Source organism: Namhaeicola litoreus (genome assembly GCF_042679565.1).
In the GTDB taxonomy this organism is placed as follows: Bacteria; Bacteroidota; Bacteroidia; order Flavobacteriales; family Flavobacteriaceae; genus Namhaeicola; species Namhaeicola litoreus.
Window position 1 is genome coordinate 704,379 of record NZ_JBHTMY010000002.1, and the last position, 14,879, is coordinate 719,257.

At 34.5% G+C, this 14,879-nt stretch carries 16 protein-coding genes; 5 read left to right on the top strand and 11 right to left on the bottom strand.

The window, feature by feature from the left end; genetic code table 11:
- Positions 1–4: 4 nt before the first annotated feature.
- Entirely contained in the window at positions 5–952 is a 948-nt protein-coding gene (locus tag ACFQ39_RS04970; RefSeq protein WP_377176881.1) for a succinylglutamate desuccinylase/aspartoacylase family protein, read from the top strand.
- A gap of 7 nt (positions 953–959) precedes the next feature.
- Here the strand turns inward: ACFQ39_RS04970 and ACFQ39_RS04975 are convergent, their stop codons facing one another.
- On the bottom strand, positions 960–1,901 hold the full coding sequence (locus tag ACFQ39_RS04975) for an endonuclease/exonuclease/phosphatase family protein (protein ID WP_377176882.1): 942 nt from the start codon (positions 1,899–1,901) through the stop codon (positions 960–962).
- An 83-nt stretch (positions 1,902–1,984) separates the two neighbouring features.
- Here ACFQ39_RS04975 and hflX point away from each other — a divergent pair, with 83 nt between their 5' ends.
- Positions 1,985–3,196, top strand: coding sequence for a GTPase HflX (gene hflX / locus ACFQ39_RS04980; RefSeq protein WP_377176883.1), 1,212 nt, complete (start codon positions 1,985–1,987; stop codon positions 3,194–3,196).
- Here the strand turns inward: hflX and ACFQ39_RS04985 are convergent.
- From ACFQ39_RS04985 to ACFQ39_RS05005, 5 genes are read right to left on the bottom strand one after another with little or no spacing between them, the layout of a single operon-like run.
- Positions 3,193–4,281 (bottom strand): CNNM domain-containing protein, encoded by a 1,089-nt coding sequence (locus ACFQ39_RS04985; protein WP_377176884.1) that lies wholly within the window; start codon positions 4,279–4,281, stop codon positions 3,193–3,195. The genes hflX and ACFQ39_RS04985 overlap by 4 nt on opposite strands.
- Before the next feature lie 57 nt (positions 4,282–4,338).
- The gene (locus tag ACFQ39_RS04990) at positions 4,339–5,262 is read right to left on the bottom strand and encodes a DUF3078 domain-containing protein (protein ID WP_377176885.1); all 924 of its coding nucleotides are present in this window, start codon (positions 5,260–5,262) and stop codon (positions 4,339–4,341) included.
- Positions 5,263–5,285: 23 nt separating this feature from the next.
- Positions 5,286–5,801, bottom strand: coding sequence for a DUF2480 family protein (locus tag ACFQ39_RS04995; protein WP_377176886.1), 516 nt, complete (start codon positions 5,799–5,801; stop codon positions 5,286–5,288).
- Positions 5,802–5,808: 7 nt separating this feature from the next.
- The gene (locus tag ACFQ39_RS05000; protein ID WP_377176887.1) at positions 5,809–6,129 is read right to left on the bottom strand and encodes an SUF system Fe-S cluster assembly protein; all 321 of its coding nucleotides are present in this window, start codon (positions 6,127–6,129) and stop codon (positions 5,809–5,811) included.
- 45 nt (positions 6,130–6,174) lie between these two features.
- Entirely contained in the window at positions 6,175–6,597 is a 423-nt protein-coding gene (locus tag ACFQ39_RS05005; RefSeq protein ID WP_377176888.1) for a SufE family protein, read from the bottom strand.
- Positions 6,598–6,730: 133 nt separating this feature from the next.
- Here ACFQ39_RS05005 and ACFQ39_RS05010 point away from each other — a divergent pair, with 133 nt between their 5' ends.
- Genes ACFQ39_RS05010 through ACFQ39_RS05020 form a run of 3 tightly spaced genes read left to right on the top strand, consistent with a single transcriptional unit; the run spans position 6,731 to position 10,056 of the window.
- Positions 6,731–7,657 (top strand): PfkB family carbohydrate kinase, encoded by a 927-nt coding sequence (locus ACFQ39_RS05010; RefSeq protein WP_377176889.1) that lies wholly within the window; start codon positions 6,731–6,733, stop codon positions 7,655–7,657.
- A gap of 18 nt (positions 7,658–7,675) precedes the next feature.
- Positions 7,676–9,568 (top strand): amidophosphoribosyltransferase, encoded by a 1,893-nt coding sequence (locus ACFQ39_RS05015; protein WP_377176890.1) that lies wholly within the window; start codon positions 7,676–7,678, stop codon positions 9,566–9,568.
- A gap of 14 nt (positions 9,569–9,582) precedes the next feature.
- The gene (locus tag ACFQ39_RS05020; RefSeq protein ID WP_377176891.1) at positions 9,583–10,056 is read left to right on the top strand and encodes a hypothetical protein; all 474 of its coding nucleotides are present in this window, start codon (positions 9,583–9,585) and stop codon (positions 10,054–10,056) included.
- Here ACFQ39_RS05020 and ACFQ39_RS05025 read toward each other — a convergent pair whose 3' ends face one another.
- From ACFQ39_RS05025 to ACFQ39_RS05045, 5 genes are all read right to left on the bottom strand, one after another.
- Entirely contained in the window at positions 10,057–10,482 is a 426-nt protein-coding gene (locus tag ACFQ39_RS05025) for a DUF6646 family protein (protein ID WP_377176892.1), read from the bottom strand.
- Positions 10,483–10,905: 423 nt separating this feature from the next.
- Positions 10,906–12,456, bottom strand: coding sequence for an L-piperidine-6-carboxylate dehydrogenase (gene amaB / locus ACFQ39_RS05030; RefSeq protein WP_377176893.1), 1,551 nt, complete (start codon positions 12,454–12,456; stop codon positions 10,906–10,908).
- Between the two features lie 137 nt (positions 12,457–12,593).
- A complete protein-coding gene (locus ACFQ39_RS05035) occupies positions 12,594–13,877 on the bottom strand; it encodes a hypothetical protein (protein ID WP_377176894.1) in 1,284 nt (427 codons plus the stop codon).
- A gap of 2 nt (positions 13,878–13,879) precedes the next feature.
- On the bottom strand, positions 13,880–14,422 hold the full coding sequence (locus ACFQ39_RS05040; RefSeq protein ID WP_377176895.1) for an RNA polymerase sigma factor: 543 nt from the start codon (positions 14,420–14,422) through the stop codon (positions 13,880–13,882).
- On the bottom strand, positions 14,397–14,837 hold the full coding sequence (locus ACFQ39_RS05045) for a hypothetical protein (RefSeq protein WP_377176896.1): 441 nt from the start codon (positions 14,835–14,837) through the stop codon (positions 14,397–14,399). The genes ACFQ39_RS05040 and ACFQ39_RS05045 overlap by 26 nt, the downstream gene beginning before the upstream one ends.
- Positions 14,838–14,879 lie beyond the last annotated feature (42 nt).

Here is a 14,879-nt window from a genome sequence, read left to right on the forward strand (position 1 = left end):
TTCTATGAAATTATTGGGTGCAGAAATCAAACTAGGAGAGAGCAAAATTATTGAACTTGAGCTCGCCAAACTACATACTAGAAATAACCTTTACGTTCCTATCATTGTTGAACGAGCCAAAGCAAAAGGTCCTGTACTTTTATTGATTGGCGGCATTCACGGCGATGAAGTAAACGGTGTGGCGATCATTAGAAAAATGATCAAATATGGTATCAATAAACCTACATCAGGTACGGTTATATGTATTCCTGTTTTTAATATTTTTGGTTATCTCAACCAAACCAGACAATTCCCTGATGGGAGAGATTTAAATCGTGTATTCCCCGGTTCTCCAAATGGCTCTTTAGCAAGTCAGTTCGCAAATCAATTTGTAAAAGAGATTGGTCCGGTTGTAGATTATGTCATCGATTTTCATACCGGAAGTGCCGACAGAGATAATGTACCTCAGGTGAGGTGTGTTCTATCAGAAGAGAAGTCTTTTGAGTTAGCTCAAGTTTTTGGTGCACCTATGATTGTACACAGTAATTACATCAATAAATCCATAAGGGAAGCGCTCTTTAAATTGGGCAAAACAACACTTCTTTTTGAAGGTGGAAAATCTAAAAATATTGATCCTAAAGTAGTAGAAAGCGGTGTGAACGGGGTACGAAATGTCATGTCATTTCTAAAAATGAGCCCTGATATCAAGCCTCTTCAAAAGAGCAAAGTCATTATAAAAAAATCACATTGGATTAGAGCCAAACATTCCGGTATGTTGCACTTAAAAGCTACAAATGGTGGGTTTGTTAAGAAAAATGAAGTTTTAGCAAATATTACAGATCCTTTTGGCGAATTTGAAAAAAGGGTAACTGCAACGAATGATGGTTATGTTATTTGTGTAAATACCTCCCCAATTGTGAATCGGGGCGATGCGCTTTTTCATTTGAGTATAGAGCATTCTATCATTACTTAGAAAAATTCTATTTCTTTTTAAAAATAGCATAAACAGGATAGTGATCGCTGTAACCTCCCACATATCTGCTGCCATTATAAGTTCTAAAAGGACCTCCCTTGCCCCTGCCATTTTTCTCAATCAAAAAATCGGGACTAAAAATATGGGCAGACACAAAAGTGCTTTGATCGCTGTTTAAAACATTTTTATTGAACATAATCTGGTCAAAGAGGTGCCATTTCCCTAGATGGATTAAACTTCCTAAACCACTTTTTTGCATGTCTAACATGGGATTGATCAAGTTATTCTGATTGACGAGCTGAATGATAGAATGATTTTTTGGGCTGTCGTTAAAATCGCCCATAACAATTACTTTTGCATCTTTTGTCTCTTCATAAACCTGATTCATAATTTCCTTGACCTTTTTAGCGCCCGAAATTCTTTTATTTTCGGTATAGCTCTTCCCATTGCTTCTCGATGGCCAATGATTGATAATGACATATATTTTTTCACCAAATAATTTTCCGCAAATCAATAAAATATCACGGGTATAATCTCTGGCCTGACCTTGTTCATAAATCAACAAAGGGTAAACATCAGAATAAATCAATTCAAAAAAATCCTTTCTGTATAAAAAGGCCACATCAACGCCGCGTTCATCTGGAGATTCGTAATGAACAAAATCATAATTAAATGGGGCTAATTCCTTCTGACTAAGTAAATCGAGTAATACTTTATCATTTTCTACCTCCGCCAAACCTATTAAAACAGGTGGCTGATTCGTTTCATTCAGTCCGATTCCAGCAATTGTTTCAGCAATTCGATGTAATTTAAATTGATACTTTTCCTTGTTCCACTCCAGTTTGCCGTCAGGAGTAAAATCTTCATCCAAAGTAAAATCAGTATGTTCAGCATCGAATAAGTTTTCAACATTGTAAAAGGCTATCGAGAAGTAATCTTGTGTATCCAACAATTCAAATTTCAAATAATTTGGCAATGTACAAATTTATGTTTCTGTGAATAGAAATGGAATGGACTTTGTAAATTTGTGCCATGATAGAAAAAAAGCAAACGGAAATAGAAAATGTTGTTTTAGTTGGAATTATTACCAAAGAACAAAATGAAGAAAAGGCTGAGGAGTATTTAGATGAGCTTGAATTTCTGACATTTACAGCAGGTGGAGAAACCAAAAAAAGGTTTATACAGAGGCTAGAATATCCAGATCCAAGAACTTTTATTGGCTCAGGAAAATTGAATGAAGTAAAAACATATATTGACGAAAACGATATCAATACTGCTATTTTTGATGATGAATTGAGTCCTGCACAATTGCGAAATATTGAGAAAGTTTTGAACATAAAGGTATTAGACAGAACCAATCTCATTCTCGATATTTTTGCCCAAAGAGCGCAAACATCTTATGCAAGAACTCAAGTAGAATTAGCGCAATGCCAATATTTGCTCCCCCGACTTACCAGAATGTGGACTCACCTCGAAAGACAAAAAGGTGGAATTGGAATGAGAGGTCCGGGTGAGACAGAAATCGAAACTGATAGACGTATTATTCGTGATAAAATTTCGCTTTTAAAAGCAAAATTGAAAACCATTGATAAGCAAATGGCTGTTCAAAGGAAGAATCGCGGAAAACTTGTTCGTGTTGCTTTGGTAGGTTATACCAATGTTGGAAAATCTACTCTGATGAATGTAATTAGTAAAAGTGATGTTTTTGCTGAAAACAAGTTATTTGCCACTTTAGACACAACAGTGAGAAAGGTGGTAATTAAAAATATTCCCTTTTTACTAACAGATACGGTTGGTTTTATCAGAAAATTACCTACACAATTGGTTGAATCATTTAAGTCTACTTTAGATGAAGTAAGAGAAGCCGATTTACTCTTGCATGTAGTAGATATTTCTCATAAGAACTTTGAAGACCACATTCATTCTGTAAATACTATTTTACAAGAAATTAAAAGTGCCGATAAACCTGTAGTGATGGTTTTTAATAAAATTGATGCTTATGATCCTGAAACAATTGAGGAGGATGATCTGATAACCGAAAAAACTAAAGCACATTTTACGCTAGAAGAATGGGAACGGACTTGGATGAAAAAAATGAATGGTCATTGTATTTTTATCTCTGCCCTAAACCAAGAAAATATGGAAGAGTTCAGAGAACTGGTATATGAAGAAGTGAAAAAAATCCACATCACCAGATTTCCTTATAACGACTTTCTTTACCAAGAATTCGATTCTGAAAACTAGTTTTTATTCTTTCTACTAGATTGTTGGATTGCGGTATTTTTTAGGCCAAGGTTTTTTGCTCTTATATCCCAAAGATTTTTTGCGAATGATTGCATGTCCTCAACACTATCAATTTCATCTATAATTTCAAACCCTAAAAGCGTTTCAATAATATCTTCTTGAGTAACGATTCCACTAACTGAACCATACTCATCAACAATTAAAGAGATATGTTCATTATTGGTTGTCAATTTTTCAAACAATTCAGGTATCGGTGTATTTCTATCATACACCAAAATGTCCCTTTTGATACTTGCTAATGGTTCCTCTCCTTTCCCTTGAATCATGGCGTTTAACATCTCATCTTTTAAAAAATACCCGGTTATATCATCTGTTGATTTATCATATACCGGAATCCGAGAATGATTTAAATGACCATATTTTTTATAAAAATCTGTAATTTTTACATGTTCTGATGCGCTTTGCAAAACTGTTCTAGGCGTCATAATTTGTTTTGCTTTTACTTGCTCAAAATTGATGAGATTTTTAATGATCGCGCTCTCTTTGGTATCAAAAACACCCTGATCTTCAGCAATATCAGTCATTGCTGCTAACTCTTCTTTGCTCATCACCACATGCTCAGATTTTCCTATCAGCCTGGTAGTTTGCTTTAATAACCACAATATTCCAGTATATTTTAAAGGAAACATTAAAACTTTAATGGCGACCGCCGAAAAACCTGCTAATTGCTGCCAAAGTGTTGCCCCAATCGTTTTAGGAATAATTTCTGATACTACCAGAATTAAAATGGTCATAATCGCAGAAACTATGCCTACAGCATTATTTCCCGAGCCAAAAGTTTTTTCCGCCTGAACTCCCACCAAAATCGCTCCAACGGTGTGCGCAACAGTATTGATTGTAAGTATCGTGATTAAAGGCTCATCTATATCCTCTTTTAGCTTCTCCAAAACAGCGGCATAACTTTTACCTTCATTCTTTTTAACCGCGACAAATGTTGGTGTAACGCTTAATAAAACCGCTTCAAGAACAGAACACAAAAAGGAGAAAAAAATAGAAACAGTGGCATAAATGATCAACAAGGTCATTTGAAAAGATTTTAGCTAAAATAAGAAATATGCCTTAATCTATTAAATTACTTGAGATTATTTCAAATTATATGTTAAACCAAATAACCAATAAGATTGTAACTTATTATCTGCATCAGGTAATTCAAGGCCTGGATTGTCAATTCTCTGGTAGTTAAATGCTTCTTGTTTGTTCTTTCTCAAACCCAGATCAAAACCTAAACCTAGGTTCTTCCATACGTTATAATTTACAGAGTTGGTCCAGGTATAATTAGAGTAATCTCCATCTTCGTAACTTAAGAAAACAGATAGGTTAGATTTAACATTTAAGGCTCCAAATTTTTTATTGTAATCAGCGACTATTTTAGCACCTAAACTAGATTGGTAATCTACTCCTGAGCTGCTAAAAACGAAGTTATAGTTTAAAGGATGAATGACCACAACTAATTCATTAAATGGCGTCCAAGTACCCCCAACACCAAGATCCAAAAACCCGGGATCGTTAAAATTATTAACCAAAGTAGACCTGTACTCGCCAAAAGCTGAAACAGCAAAACTCTTTGTAAGTTTAAATCCATACAGTGAGGAGAGATTTAATACGTCTGTAGCTACTTCATAATCTTCACTGTCGTTCGGATCATCTTTATCATCACTCTTTACCCAACTAATGTTAAGGTTCATTGCATTTTTCCAAAAATATTTGTCTTCAATTTTGTCTGCAGAAGCATTTATATTAAAACCAAAGTTTCCAACAGAGGAGTTTGGCGTTTCTTTACCATACCAGTTATTAAAACCGGAAAGACTACCTCCAACCGTACCAAAAGCATTAAAACGCCAACCTGGTAAAGCATCTATCTGGCTTTGAATGGCACTTGTTCGTTTTTTTAATACATCCAAAGAGTCTTGAGCAGCAGCTTTTTTACTTTCTAATTCTTCTTTTGTTTGTGCTGTGGCAGAAAATGCCATAAGTAAGACAATAAAAAATAGGGGGATTCTTTTCATTATAAAAAAATTAAGTTGTAGCGTTATGTAGTTTTGTTTTTCTTGTATAAAGGTACATTAGAACAAGCCTCACCATACATTAAAGATCGTACAACGGGCTTAAGTTTTTGAATAAGTAGGGTGTAGGCAGAATCCGGAATTGGTTTTTCTGAGCAACCTTTAAGAATAACGGGCTTATCTTGAACGTAATCAACCGAAAAATTACTAATAATTTCAGTAAAAAGAACTGTTTCCAATAAATTCAAATCACCAACAACTACCTTTTTAGCAAATGGTTCTAAATAAGTTGTGACGAGTAAATAAGCCCATGAAGGAATGATTGCATCGACAGAGCATTGAATGGCAACAAAAGCATGTTGATATTGATTCCAATCATGTTCAGCTAATTTTTGTCTGAAATCTTTCTCAATTAAAATCTGTTCTTCAAAAAGCCAGTCTTTTAAATCAATCTGAAATCTATTTCCTTCAGGATAAAAATCTTCTAAATCTATGGTAACCAAAGCACTATTGGCTACTCTGTTTAAAATCTCTTCCGCCATTTTAATCTTATAAAAATCCTAACTCAAGTTTGGCCTCTTCACTCATCATATCTTGGGTCCAAGGTGGATCAAAAGTAATTTCAACCTCTGCATTTCGAACCTCATCTATAGATCTTACTTTTTCTTCTACCTCTACCGGTAGTGTCTCGGCCACCGGACAATTTGGCGAAGTCAGGGTCATTAAAATTTTTACATCATGTTTTTCATTTACAAAAACATCATAAATCAAACCCAATTCATAAATATCTACTGGAATTTCAGGATCAAAAATCGACTTTAATTTCTCCACAATTTTTTCACCCAATACATCTGTGTTTACTCCGCTCATTTTTTTCGTTTAAAATGATTCTAAATAAGTGCAAATATACAATATTTAGGATAATTTGGTTTGATAGGCCAAGGCGTACAATTTAAATTGTTTGATCATAGAAACAAGTCCGTTGGCACGTGTTGGAGAAAGATGTTCTTTGAGACCGATTTGATCGATAAAGAATAAATCATTGTTTAAAATATCCTGAGGTGTTTGATCGGAATAAACCCTTAATAAAAGCGCAACAATTCCTTTTGTTAAAATGGCGTCACTATCTGCAAAAAAATGAAGTTTATCTCCTTGCATTTCTGAATGGACCCAAACTTTTGACTGGCAACCTTTGATGAGGTTTTCATTTCCTTTGAGCGATTCTTCCATTTCTGGTAAAGATTTGCCCAATTCTATCATATAATCATATCTTTCCATCCAATCTTCAAAAGATTCAAACTCATCAATAATCTCTTCTTGTATTTCTTTAATCGTCATATACTTTTATAATTAACCTAATTTTGTACTCTTTTGGTTTTCATTAACACACTTAGAAAAGCTTTTACTCAAGGCTATGAGCTATTTCTTATTAATAAGTATTACTTTTGCAAAAGTAATCAATTAGCGTTTAATGAGTAAGCTTTTAATCGTAGGAACAGTTGCTTTTGATGCAATCGAAACCCCATTTGGGAAGACAGAAAAAATAATTGGTGGGGCTGCGACCTATTTGTCTTTAGCAGCTTCGCAATTTAAAGTAGATTCGTGTATAGTGTCTGTTATCGGAAATGATTTTCCAAAAGAATATCTCGAATTTTTGGAAGATCGAAACATTGACACCTCTGGAATTGAAATTGTACCTGAAGGAAAAACTTTTTTTTGGAGTGGAAAATACCACAACGATCTCAATACACGTGATACCCTAGCTACTGAGTTAAATGTATTGGCCAACTTTCAGCCTAAAGTTCCTGAAAAATTTAAGGAACCCGACTTTTTAATGTTGGGGAATTTACATCCTTCGGTTCAGATGGCAGTTATTCAGCAAATTCCAAAAAGACCAAAGTTGGTCGTATTAGATACCATGAATTACTGGATGGATAATGCTTGGGATGAATTGATGGAAGTATTAAAGAAAGTAGATGTGATCACAATTAATGATGAAGAAGCCAGGCAATTAAGTGGTGAATATTCTCTTGTGAAAGCTGCTCAAAAGATTTATTCCATGGGTCCGAAATACGTGGTTATTAAAAAAGGAGAACATGGCGCGCTTCTTTTTTATGATGGAAAAGTCTTTTTTGCTCCTGCCCTTCCCCTGGAGGAAGTTTTTGATCCTACAGGTGCTGGCGATACTTTTGCAGGAGGATTTATAGGTTATTTGGCTGGAACCCACGACATCAATTTTGAAAACATGAAAAGAGCGGTTATCTATGGTTCAAATTTGGCTTCTTTTAGTGTGGAAAAATTTGGAACGAGAAGGATGGAATATCTCACCAAAGATGAAATCAACCGTAGGTTGCAGGAATTTAAGCAACTAACCCAATTTGATATAGAGTTAAACTAAAGAATATTCTGTTTAGATATGAGTGATGCGATTAAACACGAATGCGGAATTGCAATGGTTCGGCTATTAAAGCCTCTGTCTTTTTATAGAGAAAAATACGGCACTGCGTTTTACGGAATCAATAAGATGTATTTATTGATGGAAAAACAACACAATCGAGGGCAAGATGGAGCGGGATTTGCGAGCATCAAATTCGACGTAGAGCCGGGTACGCGATTTATGAGCAGAATTAGATCCAATGATGCACAACCGATTCAAGACATTTTTACAAAAATTAACGAAAGGTTAAACGGAGTATTAGAACAAAATCCAGACAAAATAGATGACTTAGAATGGCAAATGAACAATATGCCCTATCTAGGGAATGTCTATTTGGGTCATGTAAGGTATGGAACTTTTGGTAAAAACAGTATTGAAAGCGTTCATCCTTTTTTACGACAGAACAATTGGCAGCACAAAAACCTCATTGTGGCCGGTAATTTTAACATGACCAATTCTATGCAGTTACTCAACGAGTTAATTGCCCTTGGTCAGCATCCAAAAGAAAATACTGATACCGTAACCATTATGGAAAAGATCGGACATTTTTTGGATGATGAAGTTCAACATTTATACGATCATTTCAAAGAAAAAGGAATTACAAAAAAAGAGGCTTCGCCACTAATTGCTCAACATGTAGATATTCAAAATATACTCAAAAGAGCCTCAAAAAATTGGGATGGCGGTTATGCCATGGCAGGTCTATTAGGTCATGGAGACGCTTTTGTTTTTAGAGATCCCAATGGTATAAGACCTGCATTTTATTACAAAGATGATGAAGTTGTTGTTGTAGCTTCAGAACGTCCTGTGATACAAACGGTTTTCAACGTACATATTGACAAAGTAAAAGAACTCACAAGAGGTTCTGCATTAATTTTGAAGAAAAATGGATCTTTATCCATTGATGAAATAAAAGCTCCTTTGGAAAACAAATCCTGCTCATTTGAAAGGATTTACTTTTCAAGAGGCTCTGATGCAGATATTTATCAGGAAAGAAAAAAACTCGGAAAATATATTTTTCCAAAAGTGTTAGAAACGATTAACTATGATATAGAAAACACTGTCTTTTCCTACATTCCGAATACAGCAGAAACCTCTTTTTACGGACTTTCGGAAGCTGCAGAGGATTATTTAAACCAGGAAAAATTAAAAGTAATACTGGCAGGTAAAAGAAGTATTTCTGCAGAAAAGTTAACCACTCTTTTATCTGTTAGACCTAGAATTGAAAAAATTGCCATCAAAGATGCGAAGTTGAGAACATTTATCTCTGATGGAAACAGTCGTAACGATTTGGTAGCACACGTCTATGATGTAACCTACGGCGTGATTAAACCCAATGACAATTTGGTCATTATTGATGATAGTATTGTGCGAGGAACTACTTTGAAACAAAGTATTATTAGAATTATGAATCGATTAAATCCTAAAAAATTGATCATCGTTTCTTCCGCACCACAAATAAGATATCCGGATTGTTATGGCATAGACATGGCGAATTTGGACGAATTTATTGCTTTTAAAGCCACTCTGGAGCTTTTAAAAGACACAAATCAATATGGCATAATTGATCGTGTATACGAAAAGTGTAAAGCCAATATTGAAAACCCTCATCAAGAAAATTATGTAAAAGAAGTTTACGCTCCTTTTACTCCAGACGAAATATCAAATAAGATTGCCCAATTATTAAAGACCGATGAGATCCAAACCGATGTACGAATCATATTTCAGTCTATTTCAAATCTGCATAAAGCCTGTCCAAATCATCCCGGCGATTGGTATTTTACCGGAGACTATCCCACCCCAGGTGGTATGCGCGTAGTAAATAAAGCTTTCATGAACTTCTATGAAGGCAAAAAAGAAAGAGCCTATTAAAAAGATTATTATCGATGAAAAAAATTCTTTTATTGACACTAGCTACCATTGTTTTGAATGCTTGCAAGGTGAATTCAGAAGTAGCAGGCCAGCCTCCTTTTAAATTTAACAAAAAAACTTACCAGGAATATACTGTTCCCTATGAAGGTAAAAAAGGTATTACACTTTATTTTCAAGGAGAATTGATACAACCAAATGTCTATTTTGAATCTGTTTTTTTTAGAGATAAAGAAATAAAATTAGCTCCATTGTTTAGCGGAAATAATTTTGAATTTACAGCGGATTATTCTATTGGCTACCAAGATAAAGAAGATCGACAAATGATCAATACTGCTCGCGGTGAATATGGCAACAAGCCTCCTGTAAAATCTGATAATCCATTTGATCTACAAGAAAACGAAGCAGTTATTTTGTATAACGTAAAAGGAAAACAGCGTTATTACAAAGTTAGTGATTTGCAAATGTTAGATAAAAAAGAAATTAAGTAGCTAGAAAGCGAAACAGATACCCGCATTTCCGTTATTTCCCAGTTCCGCAAAGACACCAAAGTTTTCCGAAAAGAAATACCTCGCTCCGATGAAAGCTGTAAAGCCTACGTCTCCGCGTTCTAAATAACCAATTTCAATCCCCGGATACAAATCGAAACAAGTATCGAAGTCCATCACATTTCCAAAATGAAAAGCGGTTCTTGCAAAAAGAAAGTAATCACTATCAGAGTCAAAATAGTAAGAAGCTCCAAATCCTAGTGAAAACATGTCGTGTATTCCGTAATCAAAAGTTGCTTTTATTCCTTCACCATAACTGTAAATATCATAACCAATATTTAACTTTTTATCCCCTCTCCCGTCAAATGACTGAGAAAAAACAGATGCAGATAAGGTAATAAGAACAATAAATAGAGATAATTTTTTCATAGCCCAAAAATTAACATTCATTGATATTAATTAAACGTTAAAATTGAGTTTTTCTTATGCTTTTAGAGAATTAAATTTCAAAAATTATTGCACACTAAAAATTAAATATTACTTTTGTATCGAATTTTCTTTTACAGTTTTTTTCTGAGCAAATTTTAATGTTTTATCCTTCCCCCACAAAAGCTCAAAATTTAAGAAAATTTTAATTTTACCCCCGATTTTTGGCACGAATATTGACTTATTGTTAATAATTTTACTTGCGAAAAAGTGATTAAATACATTTTCTAGTAAGGCAACAAAAAGATGAAAATTACGTTTTAGAAGTAACTTAAAACGAATTAAAAATAAGGTTTGGTTAGTTGATTTTGGTTGATTTATTTCAACCAATCGCCGCCCCGAGTTCTCGGGGCGGTTTTTTTATGGTCAAAAATCAAATTTAATGCCTTGCGCAAGGGGTAAGGCTGTACCGTAGTTAACTGTACTCGTTTGTCTTCTCATATAAACTTTCCAAGCATCTGAGCCAGATTCTCTTCCACCACCTGTTTCTTTTTCACCTCCAAAAGCTCCTCCAATTTCAGCTCCGGAAGTACCTACATTTACATTGGCAATGCCGCAATCAGAACCTGCACTTGACACAAATATTTCTGCTTCTCTTACATTCAAAGTAAAGCAACAAGAAGAAAGTCCTTGAGGCACATCATTCTGAATAGCGATGGCGTCGTAAATATCTCCAGCGTATTTGATCAAATACACGATCGGCGCAAAAGTTTCCTCTTGTACAATGCTGTAATGATTTTCGGCCTCAGCAATACAAGGCATTACGTAATTTCCAGATTCAAATCCTTTACCAGTTAATTTTTCACCACCAAATAAAATTTTGCCTCCTTCTTCTTGCACGCGTTTTACTGCGTTCAAAAAGTTGATTACAGAACCTTGATCAATCAATGGGCCAACCAAAAACTTTTCGTCTAATGGACTTCCAACCCTGTCTTTGATTTTATGATACGCATTAACTAGTTTTTCCTTTACTTCTTCGTAAATACTTTCATGTATAATTATTCTTCGGGTTGAGGTACAACGCTGGCCGGCAGTGCCAACGGTACCAAAAACAGTTGAACTTAAAGCCATCGGAATATCTGCACTTGGCGTAATAATTACGGCGTTGTTTCCTCCTAATTCTAATATGGTTTTACCCAATCTTTTACCTACTATTTCTCCTACTCTTTTGCCGACCGCAGAAGAGCCAGTAACAGACATCAAAGGAATTCTGTGGTCATTTAAGAATTGATCTCCCATGACAGAAGATTTTGCCACTATTAAATTAAATACACCTTCGGGTACATCATTCTCCTTTAGAACTTTTTGAATTAATTTTTGTGTAGCGATAGCAGACAAAGGTGTTTTAGATGAAGGTTTCCAAATGACCACATCTCCGGCTATTGCAGCTAGTGCTGTATTCCATGCCCAAACAGCCACAGGAAAATTAAACGACGTTACTATACCTACAACGCCTAGCGGTTGGTATTGTTCAAAAAGTCTGTGATCTACTCTCTCTGATTGTAAAGAAACTCCATTGATCAGCCTAGATTGTCCAACTGCAAAATCACAGATATCAATCATTTCTTGCACTTCACCTTTTCCTTCCTGAAAAATTTTCCCCATTTCATAACTAACCAATGCGCCTAGATCATCTTTGTGTTTGCGCAATTCTAATCCTATTTGCCTAATTACCTCTCCTCTTATAGGTGCCGGAACTTTTCTCCAAATAACAAAAGCTTTTTGTGCCTTTGTTATGAGTTTTTCATAATCATCCCAAGTAGCGTTTTTTACTTTACCAATTAATTCCCCATCAATTGGGGAGTAAGATGCTGTTGTATCACCTGCCGTGTCAAACCATTTTGTTCCAGATGAAACTCCTTGATTGACTTGATCAATACCTAAATTCTTTAGGACCTGTTTTATATCAATTGCCATATTATATGTTTTTATGTAAACTTAGTATTTTAAAATCTCAGCTAATTTAAGTGTAAATATTGTCATAGAACAATAATTAAGAACCAAAAAAAAGCCGGGCAAATAGCCGGCTTTTAAGTTTTTCTGTTTATGATAAATTAAAATCTATAATTAACTCCGGAGTAAACCCCAAAATAATAAGGTTGAAAATTACCAGAGCTGTTTGAGAAAGTGTTAAATTGGTACTTCACCATTGGTGTGACGTTTAAAAACCAATCTTGAGTAATTTTATAATCTATATCAAAACCTAAATTTCCACTAAAATTGAATGAGTTTAGGTTATTCGCTTCTCCTATCTTCGTTTCATTGAGGTTGGGTAAAACAAACGACACTTGATTATCAGTCAAAATATATGTACTAAAACCTCCCACCAAATTAAGACCAACTTTGCTTTCAAACAAATTGTATTTCATTTCTATAGGGATTTCTAAGTATTCAAAAGACTGATTCAATTCTCCCTCTACGTCAGTTTTACCGGCAACTGTTGAGGATTCTATATTGGGTCTTGAATTCTGAGAAGATGATAAATAAATCGCAGAATTTTTGGAATCTAGATTGTTATTTGAATATTTTGACGATGAAATTGCAAGATTAACATCCTTTGTATTATATCCCAATTCTAATCGGTTTAAACCTGACTGAATATTGATTTTTTCTGTTAATTGGTAATTTACCTTTACACCATAAGAGAAAGCCTCGTCTGTACTTATTGAGTTATTTTTTAAATTCTCACTTATAGGTGATCCTTGCTGAAGTGAGTTTAAATATACAGGAGCAACTGTTGGACCAATAGACCATTTCTTATCCGTTTCCTGCTTAATGTTGATTTTTTCATTAGATGAAATGGCTGTTTCGATACTTGTCTGAAGAAATTCTTTGTTTCCGTTTGAAGTTTTTTCAACAATTTCTTCGTCTTTCTTATTTATTTCGTTATTGACAATGGCATTACCTTTATCATCAGCAAACTTGAAATCATTCTTTTCAGATTCAACCGATATCGGAGTTTCTAAATTTACTACCTTTCCTTTCTTGATCTTTTTACCAACAACACTAGACACAGCCACTGTTTTCTCCTTCTCATTTTCACTGCCTGTATTTATTATAGTACTCGCGTTTGTGTTGTTCTCACTATTTTGAATGGCGCCCCTATTGTTTAACAAGGTCTCTTTTTTCCATGGTTTAAAATATCCTAGACCAAGTGAAAAGAGCAATAACGCCGCCACAGCAACTCCGCTTAACTTCCTGAATAACGGAGCAACCCTGGTGCGAGATCTGCCCTGCAATTGCATTTCAATATTATTCCAAACCCTATCAGGAGGAAAAACTTCCATTTCTTTGAAGTTTTCCTGAAAAAGCCTGTCTATGTTTTTATACTCTTTCATTATTAAAATAATCCAGCATTTCTTTTTTGCTGACTCAATTCTACTTTTTCTTTTAAAATCAATCTAGCGCGAGACAAATTTGATTTAGATGTTCCTTCTGCAATTCCGAGAAGCTTCGAAATTTCCTTATGAGAAAAACCATCTAAAACATATAGGTTAAAAACCATTCTATATCTTTCTGGTAATTCTTGAACTATTTTTAACAAAAAGTCCAAGGTAATTTCATCTTCTACGACCTCTACATCTACCTCATCTGGCAAATTATACTCTACTAAATTCAAAACATTCTTTTGTCGGTAACTTTGTAAAGTTGTATTGATCACAACCCTTTTCATCCAACCCTCAAAGGAACCTTTGAACTTAAATTGATCTATTTTTTCAAATATCGTAATAAAGGCATCTTGAAGGTTATCTTCTGCTTCTTGGGTATTTCTTGAATATTTCAAGCTTACTGCAAACATCTTACCCGCAAACAACTGATAGACCTCAGATTGGGCCTTTCTATCTCTTTTTTTACATTTAAGTATGAGTTTCTTTAAACCCATGTTCTACTTTATTGTTTAAGTTAACCACCGGAACAATGACTTCTTCGTAAATTGAATCGCCATCTTCATCTTCTCCTTTCCACAGTCTAAAAATATAATCTTCTGTCTGAAGTGCATGAACTCTAAAAACATAATTATAAAGCACGTCCTCAGCCGAACAACTATTTTTATCCACAAATGTTCCAACAATCGCTACGTTTCTGGCGTCTTGATCATATTCGTAAATCAAATCAGGATACAAGAAGCAATTATCTGAAACTTTGTATTGAACGGAGACTTCATATACTTTACCAAATTCAAAAGTTTCAGGGAAATCTGAACTTTCTATAGGCACTAATTGGTAATAATAATTGTCTCCATCACTGCAACAGGTGGTTAAAATTACAATAAAAAATAATACAATAAATCTTTTCATCGTTTTCGAATGATGTTGATTGTATATTTCTAGATGCTTAAA

Bases quoted from the DNA above. Each gene is read 5' to 3' on its own strand.
- ACFQ39_RS05045 (WP_377176896.1), bottom strand. From the start codon at position 14,837: ATGAAAAGATTTATTGTATTATTTTTTATTGTAATTTTAACCACCTGT.
- ACFQ39_RS04970 (WP_377176881.1), top strand. From the start codon at position 5: ATGAAATTATTGGGTGCAGAAATCAAACTAGGAGAGAGCAAAATTATT.
- hflX (WP_377176883.1), top strand. From the start codon at position 1,985: ATGATAGAAAAAAAGCAAACGGAAATAGAAAATGTTGTTTTAGTTGGA.
- ACFQ39_RS05000 (WP_377176887.1), bottom strand. From the start codon at position 6,129: ATGAGCGGAGTAAACACAGATGTATTGGGTGAAAAAATTGTGGAGAAA.
- ACFQ39_RS05025 (WP_377176892.1), bottom strand. From the start codon at position 10,482: ATGAAAAAATTATCTCTATTTATTGTTCTTATTACCTTATCTGCATCT.
- ACFQ39_RS05035 (WP_377176894.1), bottom strand. From the start codon at position 13,877: ATGAAAGAGTATAAAAACATAGACAGGCTTTTTCAGGAAAACTTCAAA.
- ACFQ39_RS05020 (WP_377176891.1), top strand. From the start codon at position 9,583: ATGAAAAAAATTCTTTTATTGACACTAGCTACCATTGTTTTGAATGCT.
- ACFQ39_RS05005 (WP_377176888.1), bottom strand. From the start codon at position 6,597: ATGACGATTAAAGAAATACAAGAAGAGATTATTGATGAGTTTGAATCT.
- ACFQ39_RS05010 (WP_377176889.1), top strand. From the start codon at position 6,731: ATGAGTAAGCTTTTAATCGTAGGAACAGTTGCTTTTGATGCAATCGAA.
- ACFQ39_RS05040 (WP_377176895.1), bottom strand. From the start codon at position 14,422: ATGGGTTTAAAGAAACTCATACTTAAATGTAAAAAAAGAGATAGAAAG.
- ACFQ39_RS04990 (WP_377176885.1), bottom strand. From the start codon at position 5,262: ATGAAAAGAATCCCCCTATTTTTTATTGTCTTACTTATGGCATTTTCT.
- amaB (WP_377176893.1), bottom strand. From the start codon at position 12,456: ATGGCAATTGATATAAAACAGGTCCTAAAGAATTTAGGTATTGATCAA.
- ACFQ39_RS05015 (WP_377176890.1), top strand. From the start codon at position 7,676: ATGAGTGATGCGATTAAACACGAATGCGGAATTGCAATGGTTCGGCTA.
- ACFQ39_RS04995 (WP_377176886.1), bottom strand. From the start codon at position 5,801: ATGGCGGAAGAGATTTTAAACAGAGTAGCCAATAGTGCTTTGGTTACC.
- ACFQ39_RS04985 (WP_377176884.1), bottom strand. From the start codon at position 4,281: ATGACCTTGTTGATCATTTATGCCACTGTTTCTATTTTTTTCTCCTTT.